The sequence below is a fragment of the Legionella gresilensis genome (assembly GCF_900639865.1).
Lineage (GTDB): Bacteria > Pseudomonadota > Gammaproteobacteria > Legionellales > Legionellaceae > Legionella_C > Legionella_C gresilensis.
Map to the genome: position 1 here is coordinate 316,863 of NZ_CAAAHX010000003.1, position 19,288 is coordinate 336,150.

Genomic DNA, 19,288 nt, shown 5'->3' on the forward strand with positions numbered 1-19,288 from the left:
GATCCAGCGATGTGTCTCAGCTCTAACTACGCAAAAAGATTCGAGAGACATTATTAAAATTAAAAGTAATTTATACTACTTTTAACTCTAGATTTGCCTCACTAGAAACATCAACTTTAGCTCGGCTTAATTTTTCATCTACAACTTTAGCGACACAAGAATCCGACCAAACATTTAAAGCAGTTTCTAACATATCAATTAGGCTGTAAAAGGGTAAAATAATACCCATTAAAGTAATTGGGACATTCATGCTAGCAAGTAAACTTGCACTTAAGAAAAAACATCCCATAGGGACCCCAGCATTCCCAATTGCTGCTACTGTGGCAATAACAACCCAGAGTGCCATGCTAGGTAAAGAAATAACAATGCCATGATTTTGCATTAAATAAATAACTGTGGCAAAAATAAATGCAGCACAACCATTCATATTTAAACTGGTGCATAGGGGTAAAACAAAGCGGCTTACCTCCGGCTTAACAGCTAAGTTTTTTTCTGCCGTTTCCATAGTAACAGGTAATGTACCAACAGAGGACTTGGAGAAAAAAGCAACTGACAGCGCAGGCAACATACCTTTCATAGCTTTAAAGGGTTTAATACCTTGCGATTTTAACCACAAAGGTAAAATAATAAAGCCTTGAATAAGGTTAGCTAATATAATTATTAATAGGTATTCCCCAATTCCTTTGATAGTCATTCCATCACGTAGTTGAATCATTGTAGTCGTTATAAAGCCATAAAGGCCAAGCGGGATAATTCTAATGATCCAACTTGTAATAACCATAAACATGCCATGCGCTCCTTTAAAAAAAGAGGTGATGGCTTGGCGCGATTCAGGCTCAGGAATAAAGCGAATAGCAACTCCGAAAATAATTCCAATTAAAAGCACACCTAAGACTTGCTGTTCCAAAAAAGGTGAAAGAATATTAGATGGAATTAAGTGACTAATATAACTTAGATAAGTCAATTGATTATTATCTTTACTTAAAACTGGTTGGGTAAAAGACTCTATCAATCCTGGCTTAATTGATATATATAATAAACAACTTATAGTTGCAGCAACAAATGTTGTACCTAGCGTATATGTCATAGCCCGACGCCACACAGAACGCATTGAACCATCTGTACGATAACTGGATAAAGTTACAATAATTGATAAAGCAATAATTGGGAGACTAATACATTTAAATATTCGAATGAAAACATCAGAAATAAATAAACCCAATGCTTTTAATTCAGGACTACCAGACCAGCCACTTAATAGCCCTAAAATAATCATTAAAGAATATAAAAAAAGAGGACTTACCCAGAAGTTATTTTTTTGAGTTTTTGCACACATGAAGACTACCTACAATACTGATAAATTAATTAATGACGTAAGGAATTAGCAGCAGCAACTAGAACAACAACAGCAATAAGCATGAGTGCAAATAAAATATCCTGTCATTAAATTAAACTTATCCATAGACACCTTATTGATTTCTTTTTAAACATTAAGGACATATTTTAACATAATTGATAAGCAAATCAAGCAGTTTTCTAAGCTGTAACCCAGTGAGCTTGCTTTAAATTCAAAATTCGTTGATACGATTCATGAATGCGATTTACAGGAATCGCCTTGTCAGCGACTAAACGGACTATTGTATCAATAACTTCAGAAGCATCATTGCTTCCTAATTGATTAGCGAAAATAAGCATATCAGCGCCAGCATTAATACTAAGACAAAGCTTTTCTTCCATTGAATAATACTGACTAATGGCTTGCATCTGTAAATCATCACTTACAATCACACCACTAAAACCAAATGTCTTTCTCAGTAAATCAGTTAACATGATTTTAGATAAAGTTGCCGGTATTCCACTTGTATCTAGGTGACGATTAATAACATGTGCAGTCATAATCATAGTAGGTATAGTGGATTGTGACGTAGCTAAAGCCTTATAAGGATAAAGTTCCTCCTCTTTGTAGGTAGTAGTGACATCGACAAAACCTGTGTGAGTATCACCTGTGGCACTACCATGTCCTGGAAAGTGCTTATAGCAACAATTAATATTATGCTTAGCAAAAGTAGCTACAAAGAGCTCTGCATACTTAATAACTTTTTTGGGATCAGCAGAAAAACTTCGGCCTAATTTGCCAATAATCCCTTCCTGTTTATTAAGATCTAAGTCAACTGATGGAGCAAAATTTAAATTAAATCCTAATTTTTTTAAAAATGATGCCATTTGAGAAGTTAGTTTAACAAACTCGTCTTCCGATAGCCCAGCCATTCGCTCTGGAGAAAATGTTAAAGGGCAGCCAGCAATATTTTTTAATCTATCAACAGCTCCACCTTCATAATCAACTCCAATCAATAAAGGTAGATGGCCAAACGAATGATTTGCCTTAGTATATTTTTTTAATTGCTGGGTTAATTGTATAATTTGCTTTACATCAACTAAATTTTTTACAGGAAGATTAGTTGTAACATCTTTATCAAAAAGAATAACACCGCCTATACCCTCATTTGTTAACCAATTACTAACTCGATTGGATGAATCGATTTGAAGACCATTAAAGCCCATAATAAGCATTTGGGCAATTTGTTGTCTTAATGTAGGCAAAGGGGCTATCTCATTTGGTAATTAAGTTAAGAAGATAATACCTAACTCCTATAAATAAAGCTATTAGACTTCTTCGGAAACTCTGTAGCGTGTTTCCAAAGAAGTCTATTAAAACGGGTTTGACTCTAATCAAGTTTTTTAGGTGGAATCGGTGGTACTTGGCTAAAGTTACAGGCGCAATTATTAGTTGCCTGCGGAGGAAGTGGTACCTCTGAAAATGCCTTAGGATAACAAACTGGTATTTCCCAAGCAGTTTCACCTTTCTTAGCTGCCATAGGTAAAGTCCAGTAATTAATAGCATTATAAACTTCATCCTTTTGATTCTCCCAAATATAGGGCTCAAAGGAAGCTTGATAGAGCAACTTCTGATTTGGTTGACAAGTAAAGGCTTGCCTTGCCCAAGCTTGTCCTTTAGGTACAGTAATAGTTAACAAATTAGTATTATTATTAACTGCATCTAACACTTTTACTGTCACAGTATAATCTGTCCAACACGTATCTTTTACTAAAGTAAAATAACACTGAAAGGCAAGAAGCTGACTAGAAAATAATATACCGCTTAAACCTAGGAGAAGTTGTTTTTTCATAAATTTAATCTAAATAAATTTTATAAATTAAGTATAAACTATAACTAATTAGGAAGTTTACCTTTTTAAATTAATTTAATTAAAGTCAATCTACTTATTTAGCCTTCGGTTTCTAAATCAATAGATAGACGAATCTTCGGGATTGATTTTAGCCATCTAAACAGCTATTCTTGCGGCAAAGGAGAGATGGCCGAGCGGTCGAAGGCGCACGCCTGGAAAGTGTGTATACGGTAAAACGTATCGAGGGTTCGAATACCTCTCTCTCCGCCATTTAACCATTCCTTAATTTTATTAATCTGCCGGCAAATAAGTTGTATTGTATGGCCTTTTTTTTATAATAATTTTATATAGTTATTCATATTCCAAATATTTTAAAAAATAAATCTTGCCTTCTTAAGGTTTTTCCTATACAAATCACTTTTTATAGCCGTAAATTTTTAAAATATAGACAATTTTGATAATTATTACACAATTTGATTTATCAACCCTGAGATTATAAAGTTAGTGACCGACCAAAACATATCTATTAAAAAACCCCTTAATGATGGTGGTTATAAACGCGGCTTAAAAGACCGGCATGTACAATTAATTGCCCTTGGGGGAATTATTGGCTCAGGCTATTTTTTAGGTACTGGAGCTGTAATCAATCAAGTTGGTCCTTCTGTCTTTATTGCCTATATACTAGGTGGTTTAATTATCTATTTAACTATGCTATGTATGGGCGAGCTGGCTGTAGCTATTCCGATTTCTGGCTCATTTATTACTTATACTGCTGAATTTATTTCACCGGCTGTTGCCTGTGGTGTTGGTTGGTCTTATTGGATAAGTTGGGTAGCTTATATTCCTGCTGAATGTATAGCTGGTGGTATAATTATGGAGCATTTTACCGGTATAAATGGCTATCTATGGGCTGTCCTTTTTGGACTATTAATTACGTATGTCAATATTGCTAAAGTAGGTACTTTCGGAGAAATAGAATTTTGGTTGGCCGTTATTAAAATTGTTGCTCTGGTAGCTTTTGTCTTTTTATCCATTTTAATATTTTTTGGTATTATTCATGGTCCTCAGCCAGCTAGTATTATTGGCGCTAAGTTTATATTTGATCAAGGTGGCTTATTTCCTAATGGTATTTTTGCCTTATTAACGGCGATGGTGCTTTTATTGGTAAATTATCAAGGCTCTGAAATTATTGGTCTTGCGGCAGGTGAATCTATTGATCCAGCCCGTATGATTCCACGAGCTATACGCAACGTAACGTATCGAATTCTATTTATTTATATTATTCCAGTCTTTTGTTTAGTACTCATCTTTCCTTGGCAAAAAGCAAGCCTTAATAACTCTGTATTTGCTGATGCACTTAATTTTTATGGATTACATTGGGCAGGTGCAGCTACAAGTTTCGTAACTTTAACAGCGGCTTTATCTTGTTCCAATTCTGGGGTTTATGGAATTGTACGCTCGCTTAATGCACTAGCCCGCAATGGCATGGCACCTCATCCTCTTAGCAAGTTAAATCGCAATTTTGTTCCGCAAAATGCAGGTATTGTCACTCTTATTTCTATCTGGATTTTACTAGCGACAAGTTATTTCTTTGGACAATCTATTCTATACATTGCTTTACTACTTGTCTCAGGCTTTACCGGTGCAACAGCTTGGATTTCCTTATGTTGGGCACAAATTAATTTTCGCCGGCGTCTCTATCAAGCTGGTTATACAACTGATGATTTACAGTATAAAACACCTGGCTCACCCTACACAGGTATCGTTGCTATATTATTAATGGTTGCTTGCTTAGTGTTTTTATGTATGAATAAAGACCCTACTTATAAAATTGCATTTTTTATGGGCATTGCTAGCTTTGTTGTACCCATTCTTATTTATATTTTCGGTGGGTTTCATAAACGAAGATCTGAAGCTATGGAACGTAACCAGCATATTCAATTTAAAGATATTTTTCCTAAAAAAAATTAGGCTAAATTTAAACATTATTAAGTAACATTGAAATGTAGTGCCACTCATTATTATTCGTTATCTTTAGTAATACTTTTTCTTTCTAAGCGCCGTTCACGTATTTTTTCAATAACTACATAAAAAACAGGTACAACTAATAGACTTAAAATTGTTGCTACGAACATTCCACCTAAAACTGTCGTGCCAATCGAATGACGACTTGCAGCACCTGCACCCTTAGCGACTGCTAAGGGAAGAACACCTAATACAAAGGCAAATGCAGTCATTAAAATAGGTCGTAGGCGCAAACGTGCAGCTTCTGTTGCAGCTGCAATAATACTTGCACCCGCTTCTCGTTTATCTTTAGCAAATTCCACAATTAAAATAGCATTCTTAGCAGCAAGACCGATTAATAAAACTAAGCCAATTTGTGCATAAACATCTAATGCTAAAGAACGGATCATTAAAGCTAGGCCTGCACCTAATAATGCTAAAGGCACAGTAAGCAAAATCATAAAGGGCATAGACCAACTTTCATAGAGTGCGGCTAGAAAAAGAAAGACAAATACCAAACAGAGCATAAAAATTAACGCTGCCAGATTACCAGCTTTTAATTGCTGATAGGTAATGCCCGTCCATTCATAGCCAATACCGGATGGAAGCACTTGTTTTGCTACTTCCTCTATTGCAGCTAATGCTTGCCCGGAACTATAGCCAGGTGCAGGGCCACCAGTAACAGTAGCTGCCGTATAAAGATTATAATGAGGGATATTAAAGGGCCCATTTATTAATTTAACTTTGACTAAACTTGCTAAAGGAATCATTTTTCCTTTACCACTCTTAACATATAGTTTATTAATATCTGTTGCTTCAGCACGCGCATTTCCTTCAGCTTGCACCAAAACTCGATATGTTTGACCATATTTTGTAAAATTATTTACATAATAAGCACCTAAATAAGTTTGCAACGTCATAAGTAAATCAGTAATTGAAACATTAAGTGCTTTCGCTCTTGTTCTATCAATGTCTAAATATAATTGAGGCACTTTTGTATTTAAATCAGAAAAGACACCTTTTAATTCAGGACGCTTTTTTGCCTCTTCAACGAATTGACCCACAGCTTTAGCTAAAAACTCTACACCTTGATAATTTCTATCCTCAATTTCTAACTGAAAACCACCAACTGAGCCTAAACCAGGTATTGCAGGTACATTAACTGTAAAGATCATAGCATCATTAATTTTGTCAAATTGCTTTTGTAATGTAGCCATAATACCTGTTACACTTAGTTCGGCTGTTTTACGTTCATCCCATGGTTTTAATATAACAAACACAGCTGCTGCATCTGGTTCATTAATGGAATCAATAATGTTATAGCCATTAACAGCAATGCTACTGGCTATACCTTCCGTTTTATTTAAAATAGTTTGTACCTTATTAATTGTTTGCTCTGTACGGTAAAGTGATGAGCCATCAGGGCCTTTAACAACTATTATAAAATAGCCTTGATCTTCATCTGGAATAAAACCTGTAGGGAGATAGTAAAAAATCAAAGCAGTTAATACAGTAAGTAACCCAAAGATGATTAAAACTAACTTGCGATAGTTAATACAATGCTTAACACCACGTTGATAATAATAAAGTAATTTTTCATAGCCTAATTCAAACCAACGTAAAATAAAAAATTTATTTTCTTTTTTTTGTTTTAGCAAGAGCCCACATAAGGCTGGGGTAAGCGTTAGAGAATTTATCCCTGATAAAGCAACTGAGAATGCTATGGATAAAGCAAATTGATTATATAGCCTACCAGTCATACCTGGAATGAATGCTACGGGTACAAAGACAGCTAATAAAATTAAGGTGGTTGCAATAATAGGACCTTGAACTTCTCTTGTTGCGGCAAGTGTTGCTTCTCTTATATTTGTAAAACTCTCCTCAAGTTTCTTTTCTACGTTTTCAACAACAACAATAGCATCATCTACAACTAAACCAATAGCTAATACTAAACCTAGAAGACTTAAAATATTAATTGAAAAACCAAAAACCTTAAATAAAGCAAATGTCCCTATTAAAGATACAGGAATGGCAATACATGGGATTAATGTAGTACGCCAATTTTGCAGAAAAACAAATACAACAATAAACACTAATACAATTGCTTCAAACAAAGTAATAATAACTTCTTTTAATGATTCACGGACAAACTTAGTTGTATCGTAGGCGATTGTATATGTCATGCCTGGTGGAAAACTTTTTTCTAATTCATTCATGACTTGACGAATATTATTCGCCACTTGTATAGCATTTGAACCAGGTAACTGATAAACACCAATACTCGCCGTTGGCTTACCACTAAAATTAGTAGTATTCATATAAGTTTCAGCGCCCATCTCAACCCGACCAAGATCTCTAATACGAACAATCTCGCCATTGTCTTTAACTCGAACAATAATATCTTTAAATTGTTCAGTTTCATCTAGTTGGCCCAAAGTTGAAAGCTGATATTGAAATGGTGTGCTTTTTGGCACAGGCGGCTGCCCAATAACGCCCACTGCTGCTTGCTGATTTTGTTCTTCAACCGCCCGAATAACCTCTTGCGGTGAAATACTCATACTTGCTAATTTATTTGGATCAAGCCAAATTCGAATAGAATATTCTAATAAACCAAAATTAGTTACACTTCCTACCCCAGGTATACGTTGTAGCGCTGGCGTTACTTGAATTTGACCATAGTTACTTAGGAATGATTGCTCAAGGCTATTATCTTTACTTAAAAGATTAACAACGACAACCAAGCTAGTTGAAGCCTTTTGGATAGTAACCCCCGATTTAACAACAGTTTCAGGTAATAAAGGGGTAGCAGTATTTGTATCGTTTAAAACATCGACTGCAGCAATATCAACATCATAACCCACATCAAAAGTAATACTAATATTAGAATTGCCATTGTTAGTGCTGGAGGAAGTCATATAAATCATACCTTCTACACCGTTAATGTTTGTCTCCAATGGCGTTGTGACGGTATCAGAAACCACACTTGCACCTGCACCTAAATATTGAGTACTTACTTGCACAACCGGTGGAACAATTGAAGGATATTGGGCGACAGGTAAAATAAAAATACAAATAACGCCCACTAATACCATCAAAATAGCAATTACCATAGCAAATATAGGGCGGTATATAAAAAATTTAACCATGTCTTTAGTACCTACCTACTAACTAATTGAGGTATCACTTCCATACCTGGTTGAAGCTTTTGTAAGCCGTTTAAGATAACTCTGTCTCCTTCTTTAAGACCTGCAGTAATAATATAATTTTCATCTTGTTGTCCTGAAACCGTAACAGTTCTTGATTGGACCTTATTATTAGAAGTAACAATATAAACAGAACGCATTTCTTGATTCTGCATCACAGCAGCAATTGGCACTAAAATAGCAGGACTTTTATTAGCCAATGTTAACCTTACATCAACATAAATACCTGGTAACAATAAATTCTTAGGATTATCAATAATAGCTCTCATTAAAATAGTGGAAGTAGAAACGTTAACTTGATTATTAATTAAATCTACTTTGCCATAGAAACGGCTATTTTTATCATTAGGTAAAGTGACTTCTACTTTAAAAGGCATATTTGAGCGATACTTCAGTAGCTCTGTAAAATCACTTGTACTGGGGTTAAATTCAACATAAATTGGATTTAGTTGAACCACATTAGCTAATAATGTCTTTTCTCCGGCGCCGACTAGATTGCCAACATCAACATATTTATGACTAATAATGCCATCAATAGGTGAATACATAGAGCAGTAGCTTAAATTAATTTTCGCTTGTTCAACTTTAGCTGTTTGAATATCTACCTGAGCTATCGCCTCTCTATATAGTGCATTTACCTGATCAAAACGGGCTTTTGCAACGTCGCCTTTAGCAACTAAGGCCTTTAACCTTAAAAATTCAAGCTGTTGAAATTCTTTTTCGGCAATACTGCGTGAAAGCTGACCTTGAGCTAAATTAAGCTGTGCTTCAAAGGGTTTAGGATCAATAACAAACAATAGCTGATTTTTTTTAACTATCGATCCTTCAACAAAATTCATTTTAATTAAGAATCCTTCTACGCGAGCACGAATATCAACACTTGATATCGATTGCGTAATACCAATATATTCCTTATAGACAGGAATATACGAAGTTTTAATCTCACTAACTGGAACTTGATGTTTAGGCGGAGCAGCAGAAGGTTTTTGATCAGAGCAACTTGTAATGACTATAAACAGTAGAGCAATTTCAGCTACTCTGCTGAATCGCCCTTCGATTTGAACTCTATCAATCATATGATACATTCCTTGAGTTAAGCAAATCCCTTATTTATAAGGCCTTCTTTAAGTTGTATCCCAAATCAATTGTTGCAGTGCTCAGCGCTTAGCAAAAACGGCTATAGTAGACACATCTTGCACTCAAATCCCGCCCTTCCCCCAGATATTTATATATCCTTAATTTACAACTTATTGTATCCAAACCAGTATAATCTAATAACTATCTCTGGCCTGCAAAAATTTTGACTGTAAAATCACTTAGAATACATCTTAGAAAACAGGGTCCATTTGTGATTTAAATTCCGGTACTAAACTTTTTAATAAAATGTGTAATTCATCATTATTGTGCTTATCACAAGCAGAAGCTAATAAGCGAATTGTTTGATTTAGCTCATGCCAATCAAGCTTACGAAATTTTGCTTTAAATAGTTTTTCATGCTCTGTTTGAGTTAATTCTTCTGATTCATGAAATAATTCTTCAAATAATTTTTCACCAGGCCTTAAACCTGTATATTTTATTTGAATATCTTGCCCTGGTACCTTGCCTGCCAAACGAATGATTTGTTCAGCTAAATAACTAATTTTAATTGGCTCACCCATATCCAAAACAAAAATCTCACTTCCTGATCCATTAATCATAGCCTGCAAAATAAGCTGGCAAGCTTCTGGAATAGTCATAAAATATCGTTGTATATCTGGATGGGTAACTGTTAATGGTCCACCTATCTGTAATTGCTTTTGAAATAATGGTACTACACTTCCGGTTGATCCTAATACATTACCAAATCTTACTGTAATAAATTCAGTTTCTACCCGCTCATTAAGATTTTGACAGTAAATTTCGGCAACGCGTTTTGTAGTACCCATGACATTTGTAGGATTTACCGCTTTATCGGTTGAGATTAAAATAAATTTCTTCGCGCCGACATTAACGCTAGCCTCAGCTACAATTTGCGTTCCTAAAACATTGTTTTGAACAGCAACCCTAATTTGATCTTCAAGCATAGGAACATGCTTATAGGCTGCGGTATGAAAAACAATATTGGGCTTAAATTTACTGAAGTGAAAATTCACTGCAATATGATCCGTGACAGAGGTTAGCACAGGCATAATCACTGCGTGTGGATAGGCTAATCTAAGTTCCTGCTCAATGCTGTATAAATTAAATTCTGAATTATCTATAATAAGCAGTTTACTCGGCTTTAATTTCATAATTTGGCGACATAATTCCGAACCGATTGATCCTCCACCGCCTGTCACAGCAATGGGTTTATCGTAAATAGCCGCTCCAATTCTACTCCAATCTAATTGAACCTGATCTCGACCTAATAAGTCTTCAATATTTACTTCACGCAACGCGTTAACTTTAACTAAACCCGAAGCTAAATCAGATAAGCTAGGAGTTGTTTGAAAAGGAACTTTACACTGCTCACAAAGATTAACGATTCGACGCATAGCCGCTGAACGAGCTGATGGAAGCGCTATAAAAATTAGATTAATTGCATAAGCTAATACAAGTTCTGGTAAATCCCTAGAAGAGCCTAAAACTCTAATTCCATGAATTTCCATACCACGTTTACTGGGATTATCATCAACAAAACCAACCGGTGCATAAGTAGAATTACGCTTCATATCTCGTGCTAAGCTCTCGCCAGCATGCCCTGCGCCAATAATTAAAACCCGATATACGGAAGTCTGCGTTAGATTACGATTACTACGCTCGCGATAAGCTCGCATAATTAAGCGTCCACCACAGAGTAAAGTGGTTAAAATTATACTATATAAAGGTAGAACAGAACGTGGAATATATCCTAGAAGGGACGCTAGATAAAGACCAGGCAGGGTTAAAATAACTGCGGTAATAACTGCTTTGATAATTCGGATTACATCATTAATTGACGAAAAGCGCCATAAGCCCCGATAAACCTTGAAATAATAATAACAACCAACCTGAAAGATAAATAAGATAGAAAGTGCTTCTAAAGAATGTTCACTCCTAAAATGACTAGGCATCGGATTCATATTATACCTTAACCAGTAAGATAAATACCAAGCCACAGGAATAGATAGCACGTCAAACGTAATTACCGGTAATTTTTTATAAACCTTAATTAAAAGTGCACTTAGGGTCTGCATTCGTTATCTAATCCTTTTATATAATTTAATATAGTTAGCCATGATTGCTTTGATTATAAATTTAAGTATCTTTAATCCAAACCCACAAAAGAATAAGTCTACCTTACTATATCTTTAATGCAATGCTGTATAAATATCATAACGATATCTGGGATTTGACTCAGAAGTTTGAAAAGCTATCCTAAATCTGTAAGTTTTGCTTAATTTTATATAGTTATATAAACAAGCATCTACTGAAGGATAGGTTACTTCTTTCTCTATAAGAGATGTCAAAATAATAACTTCAGGTTTTTGCTTAATAATTTTTTCGCATCCTTGAGTTAACATTGTTTTACGAGGTAGCGTTGTCATATCTTTATTATTTAAGCAAAAAGAATCAATAAAAGCTAAAGAACTATAATAAGGAATTAACCCACTATCAGCTAGTACAACATGACTTTCGCCTGATATATTTTTATCAAGCCATGTTGCTACATCCTTTCTTAAGCGCTCACCTTTCTGAGGATTTAAGGTAAAATAGTTTAAATTTGCTAAGCTTAATACGGGTATAAAACTAAATCCCACCAAAATTGAGATAATTATTAAAGCCACCTGATAAAAATTACCTTGATCTTTATCTTGCAAGCAGTAAGCAATAATTTCCCCCAATCCCTTCAAGCTTAAAGGTAGAAGCAAAACAAAAGCTGGTAAAAACAATCGATTTTCAAAAGCAACAAGTGGATCTGCACTTATTAAAAGTAGCAAATAAAGCACACTTGGCAACCAAAAATAATAATGACGCCGATCCTGCGCTTGCCATATGGCCGGTAATGCTAACAAGAAAAAGGGCCAAGCTAACTTTAAATAATTTTTATCAATCTGACCAAAATAAGAATCAACTAAACCCTTGCAATAAATAGGATTGGGAAATAACTGCCCAAAATAATATAAGCGCCATATAAAATAAGGAACATAGATAACTAAAAAAGCTAATTGCCCAGCTAATATACCTTTTTTATTTTTTCTATCAAACCAGGCAATACTATAAAATAGTATGGTAAAGAAAGGGCCTTCTGGCCTAGTCAAGCTTGCTAAAGCTAATAAAATACCACTCATTATAAAAGCTGACTGACTCCCTTTGTCCGCTTGCTTAGGGTACAATCGATAACCTAGAGCATGTAATAAGGCAATAAGTGAAAAACAAATTAATGTTTGATAGACCGTTGTCTCAAAGCCACTTACAGACCAAATAATTTGCCCACGATAAGCAAGAATTGCCAAACTTGGTAGACAAGCTAAAATTGGTGTAAACCATAGACGAGTAAGCAAATAAATACTGAAAGTTAAAAGTAATAATCCTATTAAACCGGTAAATTTAAGCACAATAACAGGATTTAAGCTTAATTTGATCGCTAACGCTGCTAGTATAACGAAACTAAAATTGGAATAACCTTCTACAGAAGGTTCATTAATGTTCCATAATAAACCTTGCCCATTTGCTAAATGCTTTGCATAGCGAAGGCTAATATACATATCATCAATAGTAAAAGGCCATATAGCCTTTATCTGCAATACAACTAAGTAAATAAAAATAATAATTGTAAATAATAGGAACCATTTTTTATTAGCCATTTGCCAGCGCCACGAAGGTTAATAGTAAAAAAACTAATAAATTTAGACGTGATAAGGAATCCTGAAAAAAAACAGAAACAGGATCATCATTATCAGCAGGACGAGCAGACAGCCATGCAAAGCGCCAAATGCCAATTGCTGCAAAAGGGAGCGTTATAAGAAAATAAAAAGCCTCCTCGCGTACAAGAATGGTATAAAGCAAATAAGAAAGAAACGAGCCTACACCGGTAAGCATAATTAAACTATTAAGCATTGTTTGAGAGTACTTTTTTAATACTACTCGGGTTTCAGTATTTAAACCCAATTTTTTTTCAAGACTTCTCTTACTAAAAGCAATAAACAAGCTAATTAGAGTGGCTGTACATGTCAGCCACCAAGATATAGGCAAACCAATACCTACTGTACCAGCAAGAACACGAAGCATAAAACCACTTGCAATACATAAAACATCTAAAACAGGAACTTTTTTTAAAACATAATTATAAGCAAGATTAATAATTAAATAACAAATTAAAATTAGAAAAAGTAAATTTGAAATGCTCCAAGCTAAAACTAATCCCATAAATAGAAGAGAGACTAAAAGAACGTGAGCCATCCCCAAAGAAATTTCACCACTTGCTAAAGGACGTCTACATTTTTTCGGGTGGACTCTATCATGTTCCCGATCTTGTAAATCATTATATATATATACTGCACTTGATAATAAACAAAATGCAAACGCTGCTAGAAAAGCATGCAATAAATAGCTTGGTAATCCAGAATAAATAACGCCTAAAAAAACAAAGGCAGCCTTACTCCATTGAGTCAGCCTTAATAAATAAGCAATTTTTTTCAATGGTAGCATGCTTTTACCTTACTTTAACGAGAATTAACTATATCATTTGTTACATTTTTTCAAAATATTGCTCTAAAATTTAAAGAAAAAAATAATTAAATTGCATTTTTTAAATAAACACTCGTAATATAAAAAAGACTCATCTCAACCACGGACGTGAGGTAAAAATGCATCTAACACTTACTGATAGTTTTTTGACAAAGTTACAAACCCTTCGCGCTGATTACGAAAATCGTACTAAATTAAATTTAGAGTCATCGCCGCATCCTTATAAAGTTTCGTTGTTTTTCGGTAAAAAAGATGTAAAGACTCGACTTAAGCAAATCTCATTTATGGAAAACTGGTTAACGCTACTCAAACCCAAATTGAAGCCTGACTTAAATTTTAACTCGACTGAAGAGTTTCAAGAACATTTATTAGCTTTACGAATTTTAGCTACTATAACTTTTTATGTTCGTAATCAAATTGATGAAACCTATACAATTCGTAGTGGTAGCAATGCAATACTCATGCAGTTATTAGATGAGGCCTTATCTTTAAATCACAATAATATAGTAGATGAAGAATCTTACCTCTGTTGTCTATCAACAACACAAAATTTTATTTCTGAAATGGAGTTAGTTAAAGTTAATAAATTATTATCAGTAGCATCAACGGCTAATTCTAAAAATAGATATATAAATGAGTTTGAATGGAATCAATTTAATCTATTTATTAAAAAACAATGTGCAGCTTATTCTGACCCTGTTAAAAACAAGTATAAAGATTATCCTATTACTTCTGTTACGATACCTTTATTCGAGCTTCCTTTGCGAGCTACAGGCACTTCTGTAGGATGGCTGTTAGGTGATTTGACTTCTAAGTCTTATTCTCTACTACCTATGCGTCAAGCTTTTACAGCTGTTCTTGCTAGTGGTTTAGTTTTATTTTTAGGCCCTGCATCTCGTATGGGTATTATGTTAGTTGTACCAACTTATGCAGGTAAATTGCTAGATACATTTTTTGGCGTTTCATTTGCTTATCTCTTAGGCTCTGCCATGGGCTTATTAGGTAAAAAGTTAGGTTGGAGTATTGGTATGTCTCTCGATTTAAGCTGGAAGTTACTTGGTAGCGCTTGCTCATTAATTGCAGCAGCTTACAGTGGTACAGCAAACGAACTTCTGACCGGTTTTACGTTAACCAATGGCCATCGTGTCCTTAATGGGATGGAGCTGCAATTTATGGATTTACCAGAATTTGAAAAAATAATTGCAGCTGATTATGAACCCAAGCCTATTATCATTAATCATACGAAAGAAGGTTTTGTTATAAAAATAGGCGAGGAAGAAACTAAAATAAAGTGGATAACTGCTTCAGAGCCAAATCTACCTCATTTACAAGAATTAATAACTAAGTTACAAGAAAAACAAACCATTACGATTGAAGAAATTCCTAATGAGAAAGAACAAATTTTAAACGAACATAACGTGGAAACTACTTTCACACCATCAATGTAGAGTTAAAACTTCAATTAATAGATCCAGAAAGATTTTTCTGGATCTTTAAGTTTATCAAAAATTAAAATTTATAATTCCTATATCAAACTTCTTTGGAAACTGGCAATGAGGAGGCAAGGTCAGTTGAAAAAAGGCTGAAAAAGTACCGTGTCAAGAAGTACATGAGCATCCCCATCTACATAAGGACAGGCTTTGAAGACCTTTTTTCGGATGAGATTGGCCCTCAATGGCAGTTTGCGAAGAAGTTATTAAATAAAATTTTCTGTATCAATAAATTGGTGCGTTAAATTAAATTTAGATGCTAGGTGCTCGCCTAAGGCTTGAATACCGTAGCGCTCAGTTGCATGATGGCCACAAGCAAAATAATGTATGTTTAATTCTTGCGCTTGATAAAAGGTTCGCTCAGAAATTTCACCACTTAAATACGCATCAACGCCTAGAGCATGTGCATCTTCTATAAAATCTTGTGCTGCACCGCTACACCAAGCAATCGTTTTAATTGATTTATTATTACCAGCCACATGAATTGGTTTTTGCTTTAATTGCTGAGTTAACAAAGCAATCACTTCTTCACTTGTTTTATTTAAAGCAAATGAACCTGACCATAATAAATTTGGCGTATTTTGTAGACAATGTTGTTTTACTGTCTGGATATCCAATAGTTGAGCTAAACTAGCATTGTTACCCAGCTCAAGATGACAATCTAGCGGCAAATGATAAGCAAATAAATTAATATCTTGATTTAATAATTTAGCTATTCTTGATCGTTTTATACCTGTAATCGTAGGCTTTTCACCACGCCAAAAAAACCCATGATGAACCAGCAAAGCATCTGCCTGCAAAATACAAGCTTCTTTAATTACACTTTCAGAAGCACTTACAGCTGTTACAATAGAAGATATTTTTTCCTTTCCTTCTATTTGTAAACCGTTTGGAGCATAATCATTAAAATCTGAGCAGGCTAATAGCCTATATGTATACGTTTCTAACTCTTGTCGTGTAATCATCTATCTGACTCACGTTTAATATTTGCTCCTAACATTAAAAATTTTTCTTCAATACGCTCATACCCTCTATCAACATGATAAACACGTTCTATATAGGTCTCTCCATCGGCGACTAAAGCAGCTAGTATAAGGCTAGCTGAAGCACGTAAATCAGTAGCCATAACAGGTGCCCCTGTTAAATGATCAACGCCATTAATTAACGCTGTATTGCCATTAAGTTGTATTTGAGCGCCCATACGTTGTAATTCTTGAACATGCATAAAGCGATTCTCAAAAATATTTTCAGTAACAGAAGATGCACCTTCTGCAACTGTATTTAAGGCCATAAATTGAGCTTGCATGTCAGTAGGAAAAGCAGGATAAGGTGCAGTAATAATATTAACTGATTGAGGCCTTAAGCCGTGCATATTTAAACAGACCCAATCTTCACCTATCGTTAAATCAGCACCTGCTTCTTCAAATTTACATAACATTGATAGTAAATTTTCAGGCTTAACCCGTCTTACAGTAACTTTACCCCGTGTTATTGCCCCGGCAGCTAAATAAGTTCCTGCTTCAATACGATCAGGCATGACTGCATAAGTCCCACCACCAAGCGCCTCTACACCTTCAATTTCAATAGTTGCTGTACCTGCACCAGAAATTTTAGCACCAATCTGATTCAAAAAATTTGCTAAATCGACTATTTCTGGTTCCCTAGCAGCATTTTTTATTGTTGTTTTTCCTTCTGCTAGAACAGCGGCCATAATAATATTTTCAGTGCCTGTTACAGTTACGGTATCAAACAATAGTGCCCTACCTTGGAGCCGCCCTCGCTTACAACGTGCTTTAATAAAACCATTTTTGACTGTAATATCTGCGCCCATGGCTTTTAAGGCTTTTAAATGTAAATCGACGGGTCTTGTACCAATAGCGCATCCGCCAGGTAGAGATACGTCTGCTTTACCAAACCGAGCTAATAATGGGCCTAATACTAAAATAGACGCTCGCATTGTTTTAACTAATTCATAAGGAGCAATAATTTTATTGACAGATCCTGAATCTACTTGAACTTTCATTTCTTCGTCAATAACTACCTCTGCGCCTAATTGCTTAAGAAGTGCAATCATAGTATTAACATCACGAAGTCGAGGTACATTACGAATTGTGACATTATCTGTAGCAAGTAGTGTGGCGGCCATGATTGGGAGTGCTGAATTTTTGGCGCCTGAAATAAAAACTTCTCCATTTAATGGTTTATTGCCATTAATAATCAACTTATCCACGTTTTTTCTCCCATTCTTCTTTTGTCCAGGTTTTCATACTTAGCGCATGTAATTTCCCAGAAGTAATGTAGTCTTTTAATTTTCCATAAACCCATTGTTGCCGCATAACAGGAGACTTATCTTTGAAAATATCTGATACTATGGTTATCTGGTAATGGTATCCATCACCTTCGACCTTGGCATAATGGATATTTTCGATATTACGTAATTGTTCTTCTAAAGCATCATTGGTTAACATAACATCTCACTTACTAATATTTTTTATTATTATTAGCCGAAGCTACCCAAGTCATTTAGCAAAATACTATCTATTTATTTCTTTATTGCTTCTGCATAAGAACATCGGCAAATAATTTAAAAGACTTGAGTTTAATTCATAAAAAAAGTTAGCAAGTTTATGCTGTAAAATTAATAAAGTACAGTTTCTATTTATAACTATAATAGAAAAGCGATTAAAGTGTCGGCTTTATGAGCAACTAGAGAAATTAAAGGATGCTACGAACAAGTCGTAGCTAGTAGATATAAAATGTAACGATAGCATCGTAAGTGCATAATATAATTGATAATATTATGTGCCTTCAGCTAAGCTGCCTTCATTAGCCAACATTTCCGCTACTCCACAAAATTCTGCTAAAGCGAAAATGGACTCCGTTATCCCCTCTAGCTTGCTTTGCTTTTTATACTTTCGTGCTAATCTTTTAAACTCAATTAAAAAAGCAAGCCCGGCGCTATCACATAGAGAAACTTCTTCAAGGCTAAGTATTAGCGTTGATCCTTTATTAGCATGGCAATAATTTAATAAACGTTTTCTTTCAGCTTCAATCATTGAAAACGTTAAATTTTTAGCAGCTTTGAAAGGAGCATCTGTCATTCTTAAGCAGCCTTTTTACTTCGTTCTTGCATTTCTTTGATTAAAGCTTGCATATTTGAAGATTGTAGTACTTGGGCAAACTGCGAGCGGAAGCTTTGTAATAAACTTACTCCTTCCACACTTAAATCATAAATTTTCCAATCCCCATTTTTAGCAACTAAGCTGTAATTAAGCGGAATATTTTTTCCATTAGGGCGAATAATTAAACTATTTACACGAATAAAACGCTTATCCAGAGAACCTTTAACAGGTAAAAATTTTATTGTTTCACTTGTATATTCAGCTAATGGATTTGAATAAGTACGAATTACTAGCTGCGTAAAAGCCTGGGCAAACTGACTACGCTCAGCAGGTGTCGCTTTACCCCAAGCTTGACGTCCTAAAACAGATCGCGCCATGCCATTAACATCTACCTTTGGTAAAAGATGACGCTCAACCGCTTGATAAATAATAGTATGATCTTTTTTAAGGTTTGCTTTGTTCTGCTTAAGAGTAGCTACAATTTGATCTGCTGTATCTTGCAACATAGGAATAGGCGAAGACTGAGCCCACAAATGTTGTGTTAAACATATACAAAGACCAAGGAAAATTAATTTTATTATTCTCATGTTCTC

The 19,288-nt window shown here is 34.8% G+C and carries 15 protein-coding genes and 1 tRNA gene; 3 read left to right on the forward strand and 13 right to left on the reverse strand.

What is annotated here, in order from left to right:
- Positions 1-70 precede the first annotated feature (70 nt).
- The 3 genes from E1P04_RS05045 to E1P04_RS05055 form a co-directional block, all read right to left on the reverse strand.
- Entirely contained in the window at positions 71-1,336 is a 1,266-nt protein-coding gene (locus tag E1P04_RS05045; RefSeq protein WP_131781827.1) for a dicarboxylate/amino acid:cation symporter, read from the reverse strand.
- A gap of 200 nt (positions 1,337-1,536) precedes the next feature.
- Positions 1,537-2,601, reverse strand: a complete 1,065-nt coding sequence (locus E1P04_RS05050) for a glycoside hydrolase family 3 N-terminal domain-containing protein (protein WP_131781828.1) — start codon at positions 2,599-2,601, stop codon at positions 1,537-1,539.
- A 125-nt stretch (positions 2,602-2,726) separates the two neighbouring features.
- Positions 2,727-3,188, reverse strand: coding sequence for a hypothetical protein (locus E1P04_RS05055; protein ID WP_131781829.1), 462 nt, complete (start codon positions 3,186-3,188; stop codon positions 2,727-2,729).
- Between the two features lie 180 nt (positions 3,189-3,368).
- On the opposite strand from E1P04_RS05055, the gene E1P04_RS05060 reads away from it, so the two are divergent.
- Together E1P04_RS05060 and E1P04_RS05065 are read left to right on the forward strand one after the other, a co-directional pair.
- A tRNA-Ser gene (locus E1P04_RS05060) sits at positions 3,369-3,458 on the forward strand.
- 234 nt (positions 3,459-3,692) lie between these two features.
- Positions 3,693-5,159: an amino acid permease gene (locus tag E1P04_RS05065; RefSeq protein ID WP_131781830.1), complete on the forward strand. Its 1,467-nt coding sequence runs from the start codon at positions 3,693-3,695 to the stop codon at positions 5,157-5,159.
- A 50-nt stretch (positions 5,160-5,209) separates the two neighbouring features.
- Here the strand turns inward: E1P04_RS05065 and E1P04_RS05070 are convergent, their stop codons facing one another.
- The 5 genes from E1P04_RS05070 to E1P04_RS05090 form a co-directional block, all read right to left on the reverse strand.
- Positions 5,210-8,338, reverse strand: a complete 3,129-nt coding sequence (locus E1P04_RS05070; protein WP_131781831.1) for an efflux RND transporter permease subunit — start codon at positions 8,336-8,338, stop codon at positions 5,210-5,212.
- Positions 8,339-8,349: 11 nt separating this feature from the next.
- On the reverse strand, positions 8,350-9,471 hold the full coding sequence (locus tag E1P04_RS05075) for an efflux RND transporter periplasmic adaptor subunit (protein WP_165482682.1): 1,122 nt from the start codon (positions 9,469-9,471) through the stop codon (positions 8,350-8,352).
- A gap of 252 nt (positions 9,472-9,723) precedes the next feature.
- The gene (locus E1P04_RS05080) at positions 9,724-11,589 is read right to left on the reverse strand and encodes a polysaccharide biosynthesis protein (RefSeq protein ID WP_131781833.1); all 1,866 of its coding nucleotides are present in this window, start codon (positions 11,587-11,589) and stop codon (positions 9,724-9,726) included.
- Positions 11,590-11,703: 114 nt separating this feature from the next.
- Entirely contained in the window at positions 11,704-13,200 is a 1,497-nt protein-coding gene (locus E1P04_RS05085) for a protein LphB (protein ID WP_131781834.1), read from the reverse strand.
- Entirely contained in the window at positions 13,193-14,044 is an 852-nt protein-coding gene (locus E1P04_RS05090) for a decaprenyl-phosphate phosphoribosyltransferase (RefSeq protein ID WP_131781835.1), read from the reverse strand. Before E1P04_RS05090 ends, E1P04_RS05085 begins: the two co-directional genes overlap by 8 nt.
- 158 nt (positions 14,045-14,202) lie before the next feature.
- Between E1P04_RS05090 and E1P04_RS05095 the strand changes: the two genes are divergently transcribed.
- The gene (locus tag E1P04_RS05095) at positions 14,203-15,531 is read left to right on the forward strand and encodes a hypothetical protein (RefSeq protein WP_131781836.1); all 1,329 of its coding nucleotides are present in this window, start codon (positions 14,203-14,205) and stop codon (positions 15,529-15,531) included.
- 248 nt (positions 15,532-15,779) lie between these two features.
- On the opposite strand, the gene E1P04_RS05100 is transcribed toward E1P04_RS05095, so the two are convergent.
- The 5 genes from E1P04_RS05100 to E1P04_RS05120 all read right to left on the reverse strand — a co-directional run bounded on the left by E1P04_RS05100 (position 15,780) and on the right by E1P04_RS05120 (position 19,282).
- Entirely contained in the window at positions 15,780-16,538 is a 759-nt protein-coding gene (locus E1P04_RS05100) for a Nif3-like dinuclear metal center hexameric protein (protein ID WP_131781837.1), read from the reverse strand.
- A complete protein-coding gene (murA, locus tag E1P04_RS05105) occupies positions 16,535-17,803 on the reverse strand; it encodes a UDP-N-acetylglucosamine 1-carboxyvinyltransferase (RefSeq protein ID WP_131781838.1) in 1,269 nt (422 codons plus the stop codon). Before murA ends, E1P04_RS05100 begins: the two co-directional genes overlap by 4 nt.
- Positions 17,796-18,041, reverse strand: a complete 246-nt coding sequence (locus E1P04_RS05110) for a BolA family protein (protein ID WP_131781839.1) — start codon at positions 18,039-18,041, stop codon at positions 17,796-17,798. The genes murA and E1P04_RS05110 overlap by 8 nt, the downstream gene beginning before the upstream one ends.
- A 330-nt stretch (positions 18,042-18,371) precedes the next feature.
- Positions 18,372-18,674, reverse strand: coding sequence for an STAS domain-containing protein (locus E1P04_RS05115; RefSeq protein ID WP_131781840.1), 303 nt, complete (start codon positions 18,672-18,674; stop codon positions 18,372-18,374).
- A 2-nt stretch (positions 18,675-18,676) separates the two neighbouring features.
- A complete protein-coding gene (locus E1P04_RS05120) occupies positions 18,677-19,282 on the reverse strand; it encodes an MlaC/ttg2D family ABC transporter substrate-binding protein (protein ID WP_131781841.1) in 606 nt (201 codons plus the stop codon).
- Between the last annotated feature and the right edge of the window lie 6 nt (positions 19,283-19,288).

What these genes read in the sequence shown, in the direction of transcription:
- E1P04_RS05045 (WP_131781827.1), bottom strand. Translation starts at nt 1,336, where the DNA reads ATGTGTGCAAAAACTCAAAAAAATAACTTCTGGGTAAGTCCTCTTTTT.
- E1P04_RS05055 (WP_131781829.1), bottom strand. Translation starts at nt 3,188, where the DNA reads ATGAAAAAACAACTTCTCCTAGGTTTAAGCGGTATATTATTTTCTAGT.
- E1P04_RS05070 (WP_131781831.1), bottom strand. Translation starts at nt 8,338, where the DNA reads ATGGTTAAATTTTTTATATACCGCCCTATATTTGCTATGGTAATTGCT.
- E1P04_RS05075 (WP_165482682.1), bottom strand. Translation starts at nt 9,471, where the DNA reads ATGATTGATAGAGTTCAAATCGAAGGGCGATTCAGCAGAGTAGCTGAA.
- E1P04_RS05080 (WP_131781833.1), bottom strand. Translation starts at nt 11,589, where the DNA reads ATGCAGACCCTAAGTGCACTTTTAATTAAGGTTTATAAAAAATTACCG.
- E1P04_RS05085 (WP_131781834.1), bottom strand. Translation starts at nt 13,200, where the DNA reads ATGGCTAATAAAAAATGGTTCCTATTATTTACAATTATTATTTTTATT.
- E1P04_RS05090 (WP_131781835.1), bottom strand. Translation starts at nt 14,044, where the DNA reads ATGCTACCATTGAAAAAAATTGCTTATTTATTAAGGCTGACTCAATGG.
- E1P04_RS05095 (WP_131781836.1), top strand. Translation starts at nt 14,203, where the DNA reads ATGCATCTAACACTTACTGATAGTTTTTTGACAAAGTTACAAACCCTT.
- E1P04_RS05100 (WP_131781837.1), bottom strand. Translation starts at nt 16,538, where the DNA reads ATGATTACACGACAAGAGTTAGAAACGTATACATATAGGCTATTAGCC.
- E1P04_RS05110 (WP_131781839.1), bottom strand. Translation starts at nt 18,041, where the DNA reads ATGTTAACCAATGATGCTTTAGAAGAACAATTACGTAATATCGAAAAT.
- E1P04_RS05115 (WP_131781840.1), bottom strand. Translation starts at nt 18,674, where the DNA reads ATGACAGATGCTCCTTTCAAAGCTGCTAAAAATTTAACGTTTTCAATG.
- E1P04_RS05120 (WP_131781841.1), bottom strand. Translation starts at nt 19,282, where the DNA reads ATGAGAATAATAAAATTAATTTTCCTTGGTCTTTGTATATGTTTAACA.